At 60.5% G+C, this 13,193-nt stretch carries 14 protein-coding genes; 8 read left to right on the top strand and 6 right to left on the bottom strand.

What is annotated here, in order from left to right:
• Positions 1-5 precede the first annotated feature (5 nt).
• The 4 genes from ACIONG_RS21295 (at position 6) to rsd (ending at position 3,790) form a co-directional block, all read left to right on the top strand.
• Entirely contained in the window at positions 6-1,148 is a 1,143-nt protein-coding gene (locus ACIONG_RS21295) for a uroporphyrinogen-III C-methyltransferase (protein ID WP_103302547.1), read from the top strand.
• Positions 1,145-2,383, top strand: a complete 1,239-nt coding sequence (locus ACIONG_RS21290; protein ID WP_401302538.1) for a heme biosynthesis protein HemY — start codon at positions 1,145-1,147, stop codon at positions 2,381-2,383. The genes ACIONG_RS21295 and ACIONG_RS21290 overlap by 4 nt, the downstream gene beginning before the upstream one ends.
• Positions 2,384-2,601: 218 nt before the next feature.
• Positions 2,602-3,153 (top strand): disulfide bond formation protein B, encoded by a 552-nt coding sequence (locus ACIONG_RS21285; protein ID WP_401302536.1) that lies wholly within the window; start codon positions 2,602-2,604, stop codon positions 3,151-3,153.
• Positions 3,154-3,331: 178 nt separating this feature from the next.
• Complete coding sequence (gene rsd / locus ACIONG_RS21280; RefSeq protein ID WP_103302544.1) at positions 3,332-3,790, top strand: sigma D regulator; 459 nt, start codon at positions 3,332-3,334, stop codon at positions 3,788-3,790.
• A 58-nt stretch (positions 3,791-3,848) separates the two neighbouring features.
• Here the strand turns inward: rsd and ACIONG_RS21275 are convergent, their stop codons facing one another.
• Positions 3,849-4,514, bottom strand: coding sequence for an FKBP-type peptidyl-prolyl cis-trans isomerase (locus ACIONG_RS21275; protein ID WP_401302534.1), 666 nt, complete (start codon positions 4,512-4,514; stop codon positions 3,849-3,851).
• 192 nt (positions 4,515-4,706) lie between these two features.
• On the opposite strand from ACIONG_RS21275, the gene ACIONG_RS21270 reads away from it, so the two are divergent.
• On the top strand, positions 4,707-5,906 hold the full coding sequence (locus ACIONG_RS21270) for an AlgP family protein (RefSeq protein ID WP_401302532.1): 1,200 nt from the start codon (positions 4,707-4,709) through the stop codon (positions 5,904-5,906).
• Here the strand turns inward: ACIONG_RS21270 and ACIONG_RS21265 are convergent.
• On the bottom strand, positions 5,903-6,364 hold the full coding sequence (locus tag ACIONG_RS21265; RefSeq protein WP_103302541.1) for a TIGR02444 family protein: 462 nt from the start codon (positions 6,362-6,364) through the stop codon (positions 5,903-5,905). The two genes, ACIONG_RS21270 and ACIONG_RS21265, sit on opposite strands and share 4 nt — an antisense overlap.
• Before the next feature lie 50 nt (positions 6,365-6,414).
• Between ACIONG_RS21265 and ACIONG_RS21260 the strand changes: the two genes are divergently transcribed.
• The 3 genes from ACIONG_RS21260 (at position 6,415) to ACIONG_RS21250 (ending at position 9,737) form a co-directional block, all read left to right on the top strand.
• Positions 6,415-8,325, top strand: a complete 1,911-nt coding sequence (locus ACIONG_RS21260; RefSeq protein ID WP_401302530.1) for an ATP-binding cassette domain-containing protein — start codon at positions 6,415-6,417, stop codon at positions 8,323-8,325.
• Complete coding sequence (locus ACIONG_RS21255; protein WP_213026928.1) at positions 8,325-8,906, top strand: mechanosensitive ion channel family protein; 582 nt, start codon at positions 8,325-8,327, stop codon at positions 8,904-8,906. Before ACIONG_RS21260 ends, ACIONG_RS21255 begins: the two co-directional genes overlap by 1 nt.
• A gap of 198 nt (positions 8,907-9,104) precedes the next feature.
• Positions 9,105-9,737, top strand: coding sequence for a LysE family transporter (locus ACIONG_RS21250; RefSeq protein WP_103302538.1), 633 nt, complete (start codon positions 9,105-9,107; stop codon positions 9,735-9,737).
• A gap of 193 nt (positions 9,738-9,930) precedes the next feature.
• Here the strand turns inward: ACIONG_RS21250 and ACIONG_RS21245 are convergent, their stop codons facing one another.
• Genes ACIONG_RS21245 through ACIONG_RS21230 form a run of 4 tightly spaced genes read right to left on the bottom strand, consistent with a single transcriptional unit; the run spans position 9,931 to position 13,086 of the window.
• Positions 9,931-10,674: a penicillin-binding protein activator LpoB gene (locus tag ACIONG_RS21245; protein ID WP_213026927.1), complete on the bottom strand. Its 744-nt coding sequence runs from the start codon at positions 10,672-10,674 to the stop codon at positions 9,931-9,933.
• Positions 10,675-10,677: 3 nt separating this feature from the next.
• Entirely contained in the window at positions 10,678-11,265 is a 588-nt protein-coding gene (gene lpoB, locus ACIONG_RS21240; protein ID WP_103302536.1) for a penicillin-binding protein activator LpoB, read from the bottom strand.
• 36 nt (positions 11,266-11,301) lie between these two features.
• Positions 11,302-11,676, bottom strand: a complete 375-nt coding sequence (locus ACIONG_RS21235) for a YcfL family protein (RefSeq protein WP_011336502.1) — start codon at positions 11,674-11,676, stop codon at positions 11,302-11,304.
• 15 nt (positions 11,677-11,691) lie between these two features.
• Positions 11,692-13,086 (bottom strand): COG3014 family protein, encoded by a 1,395-nt coding sequence (locus ACIONG_RS21230; protein ID WP_103302535.1) that lies wholly within the window; start codon positions 13,084-13,086, stop codon positions 11,692-11,694.
• Between the last annotated feature and the right edge of the window lie 107 nt (positions 13,087-13,193).

The raw sequence follows: 13,193 nt of genomic DNA, 5'->3' as shown, positions 1-13,193 counted from the left end.
GATACGTGAGCGAAACAGCCTTGCCAAAAGATGACGTCCAACCGGTGATTGATGCACAGGTTGAAACTCCACTGCCGGCCAAAGAGCCGCGCCGAGGCAATGGCCTGGCCATCGTCGCCCTGTTGCTCGGTGCTGCCGGTGTTGCGATCGGTGGCTGGGGAGTCTGGCAGGTGCGTCACCTGCAAACCAACACCCAACAGCAGTCGGGTCAGGTGCAGGCGTTGAACGATCAGGCGCAAAGCCTGAAGCTCAACGAGCAGCGTCTGACCGAGCGCCTCGCGCAGTTGCCGGGGGCTGACGAACTCGCCGAACGCCAGCGTCTGGTGACTCAGCTTCAAGGCGATCAACAGCGCCTCAATCAGCGTCTGGAAACTGTCCTCGGCGCCAGCCGCAAGGACTGGCGTCTGGCCGAAGCCGAACACTTGCTGCGTCTGGCCAGCCTGCGTCTTTCGGCGTTGCAGGACATCAGCAGCGCCCAGGCCTTGGTGCAGGGCGCCGACGAAATCCTGCGTGAACAGAACGATCCCGGTTCCTTCGCTGCCCGTGAGCAAGTGGCGAAAACCCTGGTCGCGCTGCGCAGCACCGAGCAGCCGGATCGCACCGGATTGTTCCTGCGTCTGGGCGCGCTGCGTGATCAGGTCATCGACCTGACCGAACTGGCGCCGGAATACAAGGATCGCGGCGAGTCGCTGCTCGGCCTGACCGCCGATGGTGATGGCGCGAGTCGCTGGGCGCAGTGGTGGGACAAGGTTTCTCGCTACATTCGCATCGATTTCAACGCCGACAAGAATGTGAAGCCGCTGTTGGCCGGGCAGAGCCTGAGCCAGGTGCGTCTGGCCCTGAGCCTGGCGCTGGAGCAGGCACAGTGGGCGGCGCTCAACGGTCAGGCGGCGGTCTACACCCAGGCGCTGACCGAGGCGCGTGACGTGCTCAAAGGCAACTTCAACCCGGACAATCCGCAAAGCAAAGTGATGCTCGAACAGGTGGGTGAGCTGAGCAAGGAACCGGTCACGGTCAAGACTCCGGATCTGACCGGCACTTTGAGTGCGGTGCAGGCCTACCTCGAGCGGCGTAACGTCAACGCCGAAGAGTCGGTGAAACCCTTCGCCAAACCTGCTGCCAACACTGCGCAGGAGGCCACGCCATGAAACGCCTCTATGTGATCGTGTTTCTGGTGATCGCGGCGACGGCGGCGCTGGGCCTGGCGATTGCCGAGCATTCCGGTTACGTGCTGGTCGCCTACAAGTCCTTCCGTTATGAGTCGAGCCTGTGGGCGACGTTGGCGCTGATCGCGGTGTTGTGGTTGCTGATCTGGGGCATCAAGGCCTTGGTCGAGCTGGTCACGGCGTCCACCGGGGTGGTCAATCCATGGTCGCGGCGCAACCGCAGCCGGCGCGTGCAAGTGGCGATCGAACACGGTCAACTGGATCTGGCCGAAGGTCGCTGGGCCAGTGCCCAGCGTCATTTGTACCGGGCCGCCGAAGCCGAACGCCAACCGTTGCTGTATTACCTCGGCGCCGCCCGCGCGGCGAACGAGCAAGGCAATTACGAAGAATCCGATCACCTGCTGGAGCGTGCGCTGGAGCGTCAGCCACAGGCGGAGTTGGCGATTGCCTTGAGCCACGCACAGTTGCAGACCGACCGGGGCGATACCGACGGTGCGCTGGTGACATTGCAGGCCATGCATGAACGCCATCCGCACAATGTGCAGACGCTGCGCCAGTTGCAGCGTCTGTATCAGCAGCGCGGTGATTGGTCGGCGGTGATTCGTCTATTGCCGGAACTGCGCAAGGACAAGGTCTTGCCGGCCACTGAACTGGCTGAGCTTGAGCGCCGCGCCTGGGGTGAAAACCTGTCGCTGGCGGCGCAGCGCGAGGAGGATGGCTCGGTGGGCGTGCAGTCGCTTGATCGGGCTTGGCAACAACTCACTTCGGCGCAACGTCAGGAACCGCCGCTGGTGCTGGCCTATGCCGAACAGCTGCGTCAGTTGGGCGCGCAAGTGCAGGCGGAAGAAGTGCTGCGCACGGCACTCAAGCGCAGATACGACAGCCATCTGGCGCGTCTGTATGGCCTGGTGCGAGGCAGTGATCCGGCGCGTCAATTGCAGACCGCCGAAGGCTGGCTCAAGGATCATCCGAATGATCCGAGCCTGCTACTGACCCTGGGGCGTCTGTGTCTGCAAACCAGTCTGTGGGGCAAGGCACGGGATTATCTGGAAAGCAGTCTGCGCGTGCAGCGTAATCCGGAAGCCTGTGCAGAGCTGGCACGTTTGCTCGCTCAATTGGGTGATACCGAGCGCAGCAATCAGTTGTTCCAGGAAGGTCTCGGCTTGCTGGATGAGCGCTTGCTGGCCGCACCGTTGCCAGTCCCGGCTCGCGTCTGAAGTCACGAGGGAGATTGCTCCCTCGTTCATCCTTGATGCACGAAAATTCACCTTCCTTGGGTGTCTGGGGCGAAGTCCTACAGCGTGCTACACCTTTTCCTCCTGAACCTGTCGGGTTTTCCCTACACCTCTGGTGAACTGTCGGCAGGGCCTTGCCTTGAAAGGCTGACACGCTTTCCTCTACCGTAACCGCCTGTCTCTAAAGTTACGGAAAAGCCATGTCGTTGGCCTGCTCACGCTCCTTGTTCTTCATGGTTTTCACTGCGGGTGCCTTTGCTCTGGGAGCTTCCTATTATCTTGAATACGTGGTCGGCCTGACGCCGTGCAGTTTGTGCCTGGTGCAGCGGCTGTTCCTGACGTTGCTGTGCGCATCCTGCGGTCTGGCGGCGGTGCACGGCCCCGGTCGTGGCGGCTTGTGGCTTTACTGGCTACTCGCGCTGGGCGCGAGTCTGGGTGGCACCACCGCAGCCTGGCGGCAAGTGTTGATCCAGAGTGATCCGGTGCTGCAATTGCTCAGATGTACCCCGGATCCGCAGACGCTGTTTAGCGGGCTGCCTTGGATCTGTGCGTTGCAAAAGATGTTTGACGGTGGTGCCGATTGCGCCGAAATCTCCTGGACGCTGTTCGATCTGAGCATCCCGGAGTGGAGCCTGTTGTTCTTTGTCGCGGTGTCGATTCTTGCCGTGTATCAATTGTTGCGCCTGCTCTGGAACGCCTTGCAACGACCGCTCAGCGGCGAAGCGTCGCACCGGGCGCCGCTGCGGGATTAAACACTTGTATGAACTTTATCTCCTGCGTACCTTGAAGCCATAAGCGTGCGGGCATAATCTGGCCCGCACGTGTCATTGGATTTATGTTGCTCGATGACGCTCTGCCCGATCGCCCCCAAGCCAAAAAGAGAGGGCGCGGGTGTAGAGCAGCATGACCCACAAGGGAAGAGAGATCGCCATGCTCGAAAGTTGTCAGAATGCTCAGGAACGTTGGGGTGGGGTTCATCTGCTGATCGACCGCTGGTTGCAAGAGCGTGAAGAGCTGATCGGCGCCTACGACAACCTCGGTGCACAACCTCAGGCGTTGTCCGAGAACCGCAAACCCTTGCAGGAGTTCTGCGGCGTGCTGGTCGATTACGTTTCGGCCGGGCACTTTGAAATCTACGAACAGCTGACTGGCGAAGCCAAGGCGTTCAACGACAAGCGTGGCCTGGAGCTCGCCGAGACGATCTATCCGCGTATCGACGTCATCACCGAGAAGCTGCTCGCCTTCAATGACCTTTGCGATGAAGGCAAATGCGTTGCCGAGAAATTCAAGGAGCTCGGTGGCCTGCTTCACGAACGCTTCGAACTGGAAGATTGCCTGATTGAAGTGCTGCACACAGCACACAAGGAAGAAGATCCGGTGCAGGCCTGATCCTTTTTTCTGATCAAAAAAACGGTGCGCCCAAAGCGCACCGTTTTTTATTGCCTGCTCAACTCGTCGCGCCACGCAACTCCACTTCAAATACCAGTGGTGTAAACGGTGCAATCAAGTCCCCGGCACCGTCGGCGCCATAGGCCTGATCCGATGGAATCACCAGCCGCCATTTCGCACCCACCGGCATGTTTTGCAGGGCTGTACGCCAGCCGGCAATCACGCTGTCGAGATTGAACCATTGCGGCTGAGTGTTCTGATCGAACACCGTGCCGTCGGGCAACCGACCGATGTACAACACCTGCACTTTTCCATCCGGCCCGGCTTTGGCGCCAGTGCCCGGTACCAGTTCGGTCAGAAGGATGCCGTCGGCCAGTTCCTTGACGCCCGGTTTGGCTTTTTCAGCGGTCAGAAAACGCTGTTCGTTTTCCATCGCGGCGTCGCTCGAAGGCTGTGCGGAGTGCTCGGCATTTTGCGCTTCATGATCGGCCAGAATCTGCTCGATACGTGCCTCGCTCAGCGCCAGTGGCTTGCCTTGATAGGCCTGTTGCAAACCATCAATCAGTGCCTGGATCTGTAACTGCGGAACCTCTTGGCGCAGCCGTTCACCCAGACTTGCACCGAGGCTGTAAGCCAGATCGTGTGCATCTTTCGCGGTGGTTTTTTCGTCAGCGTGGGCGGCCGAAAAGATCATGCAGAGGGATAAAAAAAGGTAGCGCGACATGGGCACTCTCCGTCCTGAGATGCGGGGGATTATGCCAGCGCGAACGTCTGCAACGGTGAACTGCTTTTGACTTCGTGCAGAACATTTTCACTTCGTTGCAACGCAACCGTTTCGATACTGTCAAGATGACCTAGCGGCGGTAACTGCAGAGGTCTAGTATGAGCCGCACTCACGTCAGCCAGGAGGTAAACCATGTCGGCCACCAAGAAGCCTGTAAATACTCCGTTGCACTTACTCCAACAACTCTCGGGCAGCTTGCTCGAGCATCTGGAAAACGCTTGCTCCCAAGCCTTGGCTGATGCTGAAAAACTGCTCGCCAAACTGGAAAAGCAACGCGGCAAGGCGCAAGAAAAACTGCACAAATCCCGCACCAAATTGCAGGATGCAGCGGCCGCCGGTAAAGCCAAGGCGCAGACCAAGGCCAAAGGCGCAGTGAAAGAACTGGAAGACCTGCTCGATGCGTTGAAGGATCGTCAGTCCGACACTCGCAGCTACATTCTGCAACTCAAGCGCGATGCTCAGGAAAGCCTGAAACTGGCCCAGGGTGTTGGTCGCGTTCAAGAAGCCGTGGGTAAAGTATTGTCCACTCGCGCAGCCAAACCGGCAGCGGCACCAGCGAAGAAAGCAGCTGCAAAACCTGCTGCGGCCAAAGCCCCGGCGAAAACCGCAGCGGCCAAACCGGCTGCTAAAACTGCAGCCAAACCTGCGGCCAAAGCACCGGTGAAAGCGGCGGCCAAACCTGCTGCCAAAACCGCTGCAAAACCTGCAGCGAAAAAACCGGCTGCCGCGAGTGCTGCAAAACCGGCGGCTAAAACCACCGCTGCAAAACCAGCGGCCGCCAAGCCAGCTGCCAAACCTGCCGCAGCAAAACCGGCTGCAAAATCAGCCGCTGCCAAAGCAGCTCCAGCGAAAACCGCAGCCGCCAAACCTGCTGCTAAAACCGCTGCCAAAGCATCGGCAAAACCAGCAGCAAAACCTGCTGCTAAAACCGCCGCTGCCAAACCAGCCGCCAAGACTGCCGCCAAACCGGTTGCAGCCAAACCAGCTGCAAAAGCGCCTGCCAAGCCGGCTGCCAAACCAGCCGTGAAAGCCGCCGCCAAACCGGCAACCAAGCCTGCCGCGAAACCGGCCGCCGCTGCCAAGCCAGCGACTGCTGCCGCCAAGCCTGCTGCTGCAAAACCAGCTGCCAAGCCAGCCGCAAAACCAGCCGTGAAAAAGCCAGCCGCTGCCAAACCAGCCGCCGTCAAACCGGCAACCGCGCCAACGGCCAAGCCTGCCACGCCAGCAACTCCGGCTGCACCGGCACCTGCCGCCTCTACCTCGACCCCTTCGACTGCGCCAACGCCAGCCGCCGTGTCGAGCGTCACCAGCAACCCGACCAGCGCTTCCTAAGTGCCGGTTGCCGCGACGCGCAGCACTTGCAGCGCGTCGCGGTTCGGACTGGCCGTCGCACCGGCCAAGCCTTCCAGCCAGGTGTTTGAACCTGCGCCGTTTCGCGTCCACTCCTGCGCCAGACCCTCAAGCCGTGACAGCAACGCTCGCTCAGCCTCAAGCTCGAGTGATTTGATCTGCTCGCGCATGCCTTTCAGCACCGCATCATCAATCGCCCGCGCTTTCCATTGCATGCGCATTGCTCGCAGCGGCTGCACCACCTCGACATCCCAAGGCTCGGTCAACGCCTGAAGCAGCCGTACGCGTTGTTCATCGCACGTCACCCCGCGTTGCTCCAGCCATAAACCGCACAACAGCAGACACACATTGGCCCCCGCCGTTTGCAGTTGCAGGCAGGCGTCTTCCACGCCCGGGCGGGCGTAGGTGGCAAGGGAAAAGCTCCACAGGTCAGAGGACATCGTGCTACTCGCGCCAGTTGTGAGCGAAGCTGGTAGACTCCGCCGCCATTATGATCCGACTTCAGAACCTGACTTTACAGCGTGGCCCGCAACGTCTGCTAGAAGACGCCGAGCTGACCCTGCACGCCGGCCACAAAGCCGGCCTCATCGGTGCCAATGGCGCCGGCAAATCCAGCCTGTTCGCCTTGATTCGGGGTGAGCTGCACCCTGATTCGGGTGACTGCTATTTGCCGGCCGACTGGCGCATCGCTCATATGCGCCAGGAGATCGAGACGCTCGAGCGTCTTGCCGTCGACTATGTGCTCGACGGCGACCTGCGTCTACGCGAGGTGCAACGTGACCTCGCGGCCGCCGAAGCAGCGCAGGATGGTGCCGCTCAGGCCCGTCTGCACGCCGAGCTCGACAGCGCCGACGGTTACACCGCCGATGCGCGAGCGCGCAAGTTGCTCGCCGGTCTGGGTTTCACCAACGAGCAGATGGATCGTCAGGTCGGCGATTTCTCCGGTGGCTGGCGGATGCGCCTGAATCTGGCGCAGGCCTTGATGTGCCCATCGGACCTGTTGTTGCTCGACGAACCGACCAACCACCTGGACCTCGACGCGATCATCTGGCTCGAAGAGTGGCTGAAAAGCTACCCGGGCACCTTGCTGCTGATTTCCCACGACCGTGATTTCCTCGACGAAGTCGTCGATCACGTCGCCCATGTCGATCAGCGCAAAATCACCCTCTATCGCGGCGGCTACACCGCGTTCGAACGCGCCCGTGCCGAGCGTCTGGCCCAGCAACAACAGGCCTACGAGAAGCAGCAGGCGCAACGTGCGCACATGGAAAGCTACATCGCCCGCTTCAAGGCCCAGGCCACCAAGGCCCGTCAGGCGCAGAGCCGGATCAAGGCGCTGGAGCGTATGGAAGAGCTGTCGGCGGCCCACGTCGATTCGCCGTTCGACTTTGTGTTCCGCGAGTCGACCAAGATCTCCAGCCCGCTGATCGACCTCTCCGATGCACGTCTCGGCTACGGCGATAAAACCATCCTGGAGAAGGTCAAGCTGCAACTGACCCCAGGTGCGCGGATCGGCCTGCTTGGTCCGAATGGCGCGGGTAAATCGACGCTGATCAAGAACCTCGCCGGCGAGCTGTCACCGATCGCCGGGCGCCTGACCCGCGGCGAGAACACCGTGGTCGGCTACTTCGCCCAGCATCAGTTGGACTCGCTGGACGCCAAAGCCAGTCCGCTGCTGCACTTGCAGCGCTTGGCGCCAACCGAGCGTGAGCAGACCCTGCGCGACTTCCTCGGCGGTTTCGACTTCCGTGGCTCGCGCATTGATGAGCCGGTGCTGAATTTCTCCGGTGGTGAAAAGGCGCGTCTGGCCTTGGCATTGATCGCCTGGGAACGGCCGAACCTGCTGCTGCTCGACGAACCGACCAACCACCTCGATCTGGAAATGCGCCTGGCGCTGACCATGGCGCTGCAGGAATTCAGCGGCGCGGTACTGGTGGTGTCTCACGATCGGCACTTGCTCAAGAGCACCACCGATAACTTCTACCTGGTCGCTGACGGCAAGGTGGAAGAGTTCGATGGCGACCTCGAAGACTATGCGCGCTGGCTGGTCGAATACCGTCAGCGCAACGCGCCGGTCAGCAACACCCCGGTCAATCCGGACAAGACCGACAAGAAGGCTCAACGTCAGGCTGCTGCTGCGTTGCGTCAGCAATTGGCGCCGCACAAGCGCGAAGCCGACAAGCTGGAAGCCGAACTGGGCAAGCTCCACGAAAAACTCGCCAAGGTTGATGCCAGCCTTGGCGACAGCGATATCTACGAGCCGGCGCGCAAGAACGAATTGCGTGATCTGCTGGCCGAGCAGGCCAAGCTGAAGGTTCGCGAAGGCGAACTGGAAGAGGCGTGGATGCAAGCCCTGGAAACGCTGGAAAGCATGCAGGCGGAGCTGGAGGCGCTGTCCTGATGGAGGCGTTCAAGCTGCCGCTGCCGGCGATGTGGGTCGAGCCGATCTGGCTCGGCGTACAGATTCTGCTGATTCTGTTGGCCGGTTACATTGCCCAGCGCTTTGTCGCCAAATGCCTGACCCGTCTGGGTGAGCGTTATCCGTTCCCGCCGCAGTTGCTGATGCCACTGCGAGGCGTGCTGCGCTGGCTGATCATGGGCAGTGCGGTGATTTTCGTGCTCGAGCGCCTCGGTGTTTCGGCCACGGTGTTGTGGACGGCGTTGTCCGGTTTTGTTGCCGTGGCGGCGGTGGCGTTCTTCGCGATGTGGAGTGTGCTGTCGAACCTGCTCTGCGCGATTCTGATCTTCACCGTCGGGCCGTTTCGCCTGGGGGATATCGTCGAGTTGGTCGACACCACGGACAAGCCCGGTGTGAAGGGGCGAGTGGTGGCGATCAATCTGCTCTACACCACGCTGATCGAGGCTGAGGAACTGGGCACCGGTAGCGCGATGGTGCAGGTGCCGAACAGTTTGTTCTTCCAGCGCTCGGTGCGGCGTTGGCGCGGGACGGATGTGTTTCCGTCGAGCGGCTTCGAGAAGTAGATTTCGGGGCGTCTGTTCTGACGCTTTCGCGAGCAGGCTCGCTCCCACATTTGAAATGCGTTTCCCTGTGGGAGCGAGCCTGCTCGCGAAAAGGTCCACCAGCCGTGATTGCTGCACCATCCTGCAAAAAATTAATGGTCAACCATTCCAAACCGCATTAGCTTGGACGTCTGTGACGATTCAGAGTCGAGGTGTGCGATGGAGCTTCAAACATGGCTGGCGTTTTTCGCCGCCTGCTGGGTGATCAGTCTTTCTCCGGGCGCCGGCGCTATTGCGTCGATGTCCAGCGGTCTGCAATACGGCTTTTGGCGTGGTTACTGGAACGCCCTGGGCCTGCAAATCGGCCTCGCGGTGCAGATTGCAATTGTTGGTGCCGGTGTCGGCGCGATTCTCACTGCTTCGGCCACCGCGTTTCATGCGATCAAATGGTTCGGCGTGGCCTATCTGGTGTATCTGGCGATCAAGCAATGGCGCGCACTGCCCATGGACATGAGCGACGACGCGGCAGTGCGGCCGATCGGCAAGCCGCTGGCGCTGGTGTTCCGTGGCTTTTTGGTGAACATCAGCAACCCCAAGGCACTGGTGTTCATGCTGGCGGTGCTGCCGCAGTTCATCAATCCGCATGCACCGCTGTTGATCCAGTACGTGGTGATCGGCGTGACCATGATCGCCGTTGACCTGGTCGTCATGGCCGGCTACACCGGACTGGCGTCGAAAGTGCTGCGCCTGCTGCGCACGCCAACGCAGCAGAAACGCATGAACCGCACCTTTGCCGGTTTATTCATTGGCGCGGCGGCGTTTATGGCGACGTTGCGTAAAGCGGCGGTCTAAAAGCCCCGGCCAGAAAAAAGGCGACCTCTTGAGGTCGCCTTTTTATTGCCCTTTCTGGAGTGAGCTTTTGTGGCGAGGGGATTTATCCCCGTTGGCTCGCGCAGCGGGCCCTCTTGATCTTAAAAGAAAGGGCCGCTTCGCAGCCCAACGGGGATAAATCCCCTCGCCACAGGAAAGCATTTCTCCAAATCAATCAGCGCAAGATCACCGGCGCAGTATCACGCGGCAGATTGTTGCGCTGCGGCGCTTCACGCGGCTGCTCGTAGCCGCCACCACCGAGCTGTTGGCTCAGTTGCCCGGCGACGTCTTCGCCCAGCGCCTTCGACACTTCACGCACTACCCGCGGGCGGTTCAGCGAGATCTTGATGTCGCGGCCGTTCACCAGTTTGGTGTCCTGCGCTTCACCCATCGCCGTGAAGGCCGAAGTGATTTCGAAGGTCTTGGTGTTGATCAGGCTGAAATCCGCCACCAGCGTCAGGCCCAGTACCGCCGAATAGCTGTCGGTGTGCGCCAGCTCGTTCATGTCCTGGGTGAAGTCGATGTCCGATACCGTGCCAAACAGTACGTAGTCGGCGCCTTTGAAGTTGCCGGCCTTGATGCGTTTGATCACGTCATAGACATCGCCCTTGGACGACGCGGTGTACGGCGTGCCCTGCACCAGCTGGAACATGCCGGTACGCAGAATTTCACCCTTGATGTCGCCGGTGAATTTGCGCAGCTCGCCCTGTTCGATGTAGCTGGTGGTCGCTTCGATCTCGTTGTAGCTCGAAGAACCGCTGGCGCTGTAATAACTCTCGCGATGATTGCTCTGGGCCGAAACGATGTGGATGTATTGCTCCACACGCTCCTGATACGCCAGATCCGTCACCGCGACTTTCGGGGCCGCTTGCGCGCCAAACGCGCAAGCCAGGGCCATCATGCCAATCCATGCGCGCATCGATTAACGCTCCGTGGTTTTGCGGATCTCTTTTTCGTCCATCCACTCGGCCAGACCGCTTTCCACGTCAATCAATTGCAGGCTGAATTTGTAGAAGACGTCTTTGTAATCGCTGCTGCGCTTGACGATCGAGCTGATCGAGCCTTCGATGCGGTACTTGGCAGCCACCATGTTGCCGGTCTTGGCCACGGTGCTCTTCTTGTACAGACCGCTCTGGTTTTGCAGCTTCAGCTGGTCAACCTGGCTCTGCATCGCATTGTTGTCGCTGGCAAAACGCGCAACGCCGGTTTTCATCAGCTGGGTCTTGATGCTGGTGGTGATTTCGCGGGTATCGATGTACTCGCTGGTCTTGTTTTTCACGTCGTAGACCTGAACCACAGGACGGTTCTGCAGAATGCCGGACTGAGCCAGCGAGCGGGTCATCGACTCGGCGATCATTTGCAGGTCGGTCGAACCGAATTCGTTGGTCACGGTTTCAACCGCTTTGGTGTCGCCGTAGCTGATGTTCTTGCTGCCCAGGGTCGGCGAGGTGTTGGCGCAGCCGGAGGCCAGCAGGGCGATAACGGCGATGCAGGAAAAGCGTACAAACATGGCAGTGTTCTCTAAATCAGAAATAGGGTGGCGGGCTTACGGCGTCTTGAGTTCCAGACGGAAGTCCACGGCTTTCGGGGTCGGGGCGATGCCCTGGATGAAGCTGGTCTGGGCGCCATACATCATCTGGCTCTTCCAGACTTCTTCCTCGGCAATCGGGAAACCTTCCGGGCCGAGCCAGGCGAAGCGGTAGTAGAACGTCTTGTTGCTGTTGAGGGTGTTGCTCAACTGCACGTTGACGGTCATGAAACCGTTTTCGCGGGCGACGCGCATGGCGCCGACGACGATGTGTTTCTGCGGCCCCATGGCCACGACTTTGCTCGCGGCGCTGCCCGGCTCAGGTGGCGGCGGGGTGGCGCAGCCGCTCGCCAGCAAGGCGAGGGCGGCGACGGCGATGAGTTTGAAGCGCATGCAAAGACTCCGTTCTTAAGGTTGTTTGAGGCTGGCAACGTTGGTCGCGCCGGCGCTCGGGATGACATGGGCGGCGAGACCGCCAGCGAACACCTGATTGCCGACGGCGCGCAGGCTGATCACTTGATAGCGCTGGTCAACGGTGACCTTGACCACCGAACCGCCCACGGCGCTCGGCAGGGTAACCTGATGCTCACCCTTTTTCAGGCGCAGACGCACCACTTGAGTGTTGTCCGGCAGGGTGCGCCACGTACGGGTATCGGCACCTTCGAGCACGGCTGAAGAAATACCGACCGCGAGACCTGCCAGCGGGTTGGTTTCGTTGATCTTCTTCTGCGCTACGCCTTTGGTGATCGCGCGCACGGTGGTGCGCACGATGATCCCCGGCATGTCATCGCGCAAGGCGCGGCGGGACATGGCGGTGGTGCTGTTGAGGGCGGTCAGATTGACCTGCTGGCCGTCGACACCGATCTGCGCGAATGGCGCGGTGGAGGTGTCAGCCTTGATGATCGGGAACGACAGCGGGGTGATCACCACGTTGTTGGAGATCGGCAACGGCAGCGGCACCCGAATCGAATCACGGGACGGCGCCAGGCCGCTTTGCACGACGATCAGGATGTCGCTGTCGTCGCTTTTGCTCGGCTTGTCGAGGTTGACCAGCGCCTGTTCCAGCAGCGGCGTGTTCGGGCGCAGTTCGGCTGCCTTGCGGTAGCCCGGCGCAGCCAGATCTTTTTCACCGAGGGCTTCATAGACGAAGCCGGCCAGGTAATGGCTGAACGCACTCTGGTAGCTGTTTTTCAGGCTGACCACTTCCGGCGCGTCGAGGCTGGCGACCGGATAGCCTTGCAGATCCTTGTATTGAGTCTTGATGCCTTCTTTCTCGGCCTCTTCTTCGCTCTTGAGGTATTCCTTGTCACGCAGGTCGGCGATCACCGCTTCGCGTTCGTGAGTCTTCTTGATCGCGGTGCGTGCGCCGTCGAAGTCATTCACCGCCAGCAGGTTCAGGGCCATCTGCGTGGTCAGCATGACTTTTTCGTAGTCGTAACCTTCGTAGCGGCGAACCTTGTCGTTGACGACGAAGCTGCCGAACTGAGCGAGGTATTTGCCGGTGTCGAGCTTGACCGAATCTTCCCACTGACCGACCACTACATCGGCGCTGGTCCAGGCGTTCTGGCTGCCGGACAGGTCGCCCTTGGCGCGCAGCAGTTCACCTTTCTCGAAGTAATAGAGCAGGTCTTTGTCAGGGCCGGTGTTGTTCTTTTCCAGCAAGGTCAGCGCGGCGTCGACGTTGCCGGAGGCCAGTTGCTGGTTGGTCTGTGCCAGTTCGGAGTCGTAGTTGCGAAACGCCGAACAGCCGGACAGCAGAGTGACGGCGCTGAGCGCGATCAGAGTGGGAGCGCGGAATGCCATGGGGGTACTTCTTCCCTGGAGTAACTACAGCCGCGGATGCTGGTCGGGCTGGTGTGACCCATCGACAGTGGCGTTGGCCTCCTGCCAATTCCTCATAACCAGAGGAG

It is taken from the genome of Pseudomonas sp. NPDC087817, assembly GCF_044742875.1.
Taxonomy (GTDB): domain Bacteria; phylum Pseudomonadota; class Gammaproteobacteria; order Pseudomonadales; family Pseudomonadaceae; genus Aquipseudomonas.
The sequence above is the reverse complement of the archived record's forward strand: the minus strand, read 5'-3'. Positions and strand labels throughout refer to the sequence as shown.

Bases quoted from the DNA above. Each gene is read 5' to 3' on its own strand.
- ACIONG_RS21290 (WP_401302538.1), top strand. From the start codon at position 1,145: ATGAAACGCCTCTATGTGATCGTGTTTCTGGTGATCGCGGCGACGGCG.
- ACIONG_RS21285 (WP_401302536.1), top strand. From the start codon at position 2,602: ATGTCGTTGGCCTGCTCACGCTCCTTGTTCTTCATGGTTTTCACTGCG.
- rsd (WP_103302544.1), top strand. From the start codon at position 3,332: ATGCTCGAAAGTTGTCAGAATGCTCAGGAACGTTGGGGTGGGGTTCAT.
- ACIONG_RS21275 (WP_401302534.1), bottom strand. From the start codon at position 4,514: ATGTCGCGCTACCTTTTTTTATCCCTCTGCATGATCTTTTCGGCCGCC.
- ACIONG_RS21270 (WP_401302532.1), top strand. From the start codon at position 4,707: ATGTCGGCCACCAAGAAGCCTGTAAATACTCCGTTGCACTTACTCCAA.
- ACIONG_RS21265 (WP_103302541.1), bottom strand. From the start codon at position 6,364: ATGTCCTCTGACCTGTGGAGCTTTTCCCTTGCCACCTACGCCCGCCCG.
- ACIONG_RS21260 (WP_401302530.1), top strand. From the start codon at position 6,415: ATGATCCGACTTCAGAACCTGACTTTACAGCGTGGCCCGCAACGTCTG.
- ACIONG_RS21255 (WP_213026928.1), top strand. From the start codon at position 8,325: ATGGAGGCGTTCAAGCTGCCGCTGCCGGCGATGTGGGTCGAGCCGATC.
- ACIONG_RS21250 (WP_103302538.1), top strand. From the start codon at position 9,105: ATGGAGCTTCAAACATGGCTGGCGTTTTTCGCCGCCTGCTGGGTGATC.
- ACIONG_RS21245 (WP_213026927.1), bottom strand. From the start codon at position 10,674: ATGCGCGCATGGATTGGCATGATGGCCCTGGCTTGCGCGTTTGGCGCG.
- lpoB (WP_103302536.1), bottom strand. From the start codon at position 11,265: ATGTTTGTACGCTTTTCCTGCATCGCCGTTATCGCCCTGCTGGCCTCC.
- ACIONG_RS21235 (WP_011336502.1), bottom strand. From the start codon at position 11,676: ATGCGCTTCAAACTCATCGCCGTCGCCGCCCTCGCCTTGCTGGCGAGC.
- ACIONG_RS21230 (WP_103302535.1), bottom strand. From the start codon at position 13,086: ATGGCATTCCGCGCTCCCACTCTGATCGCGCTCAGCGCCGTCACTCTG.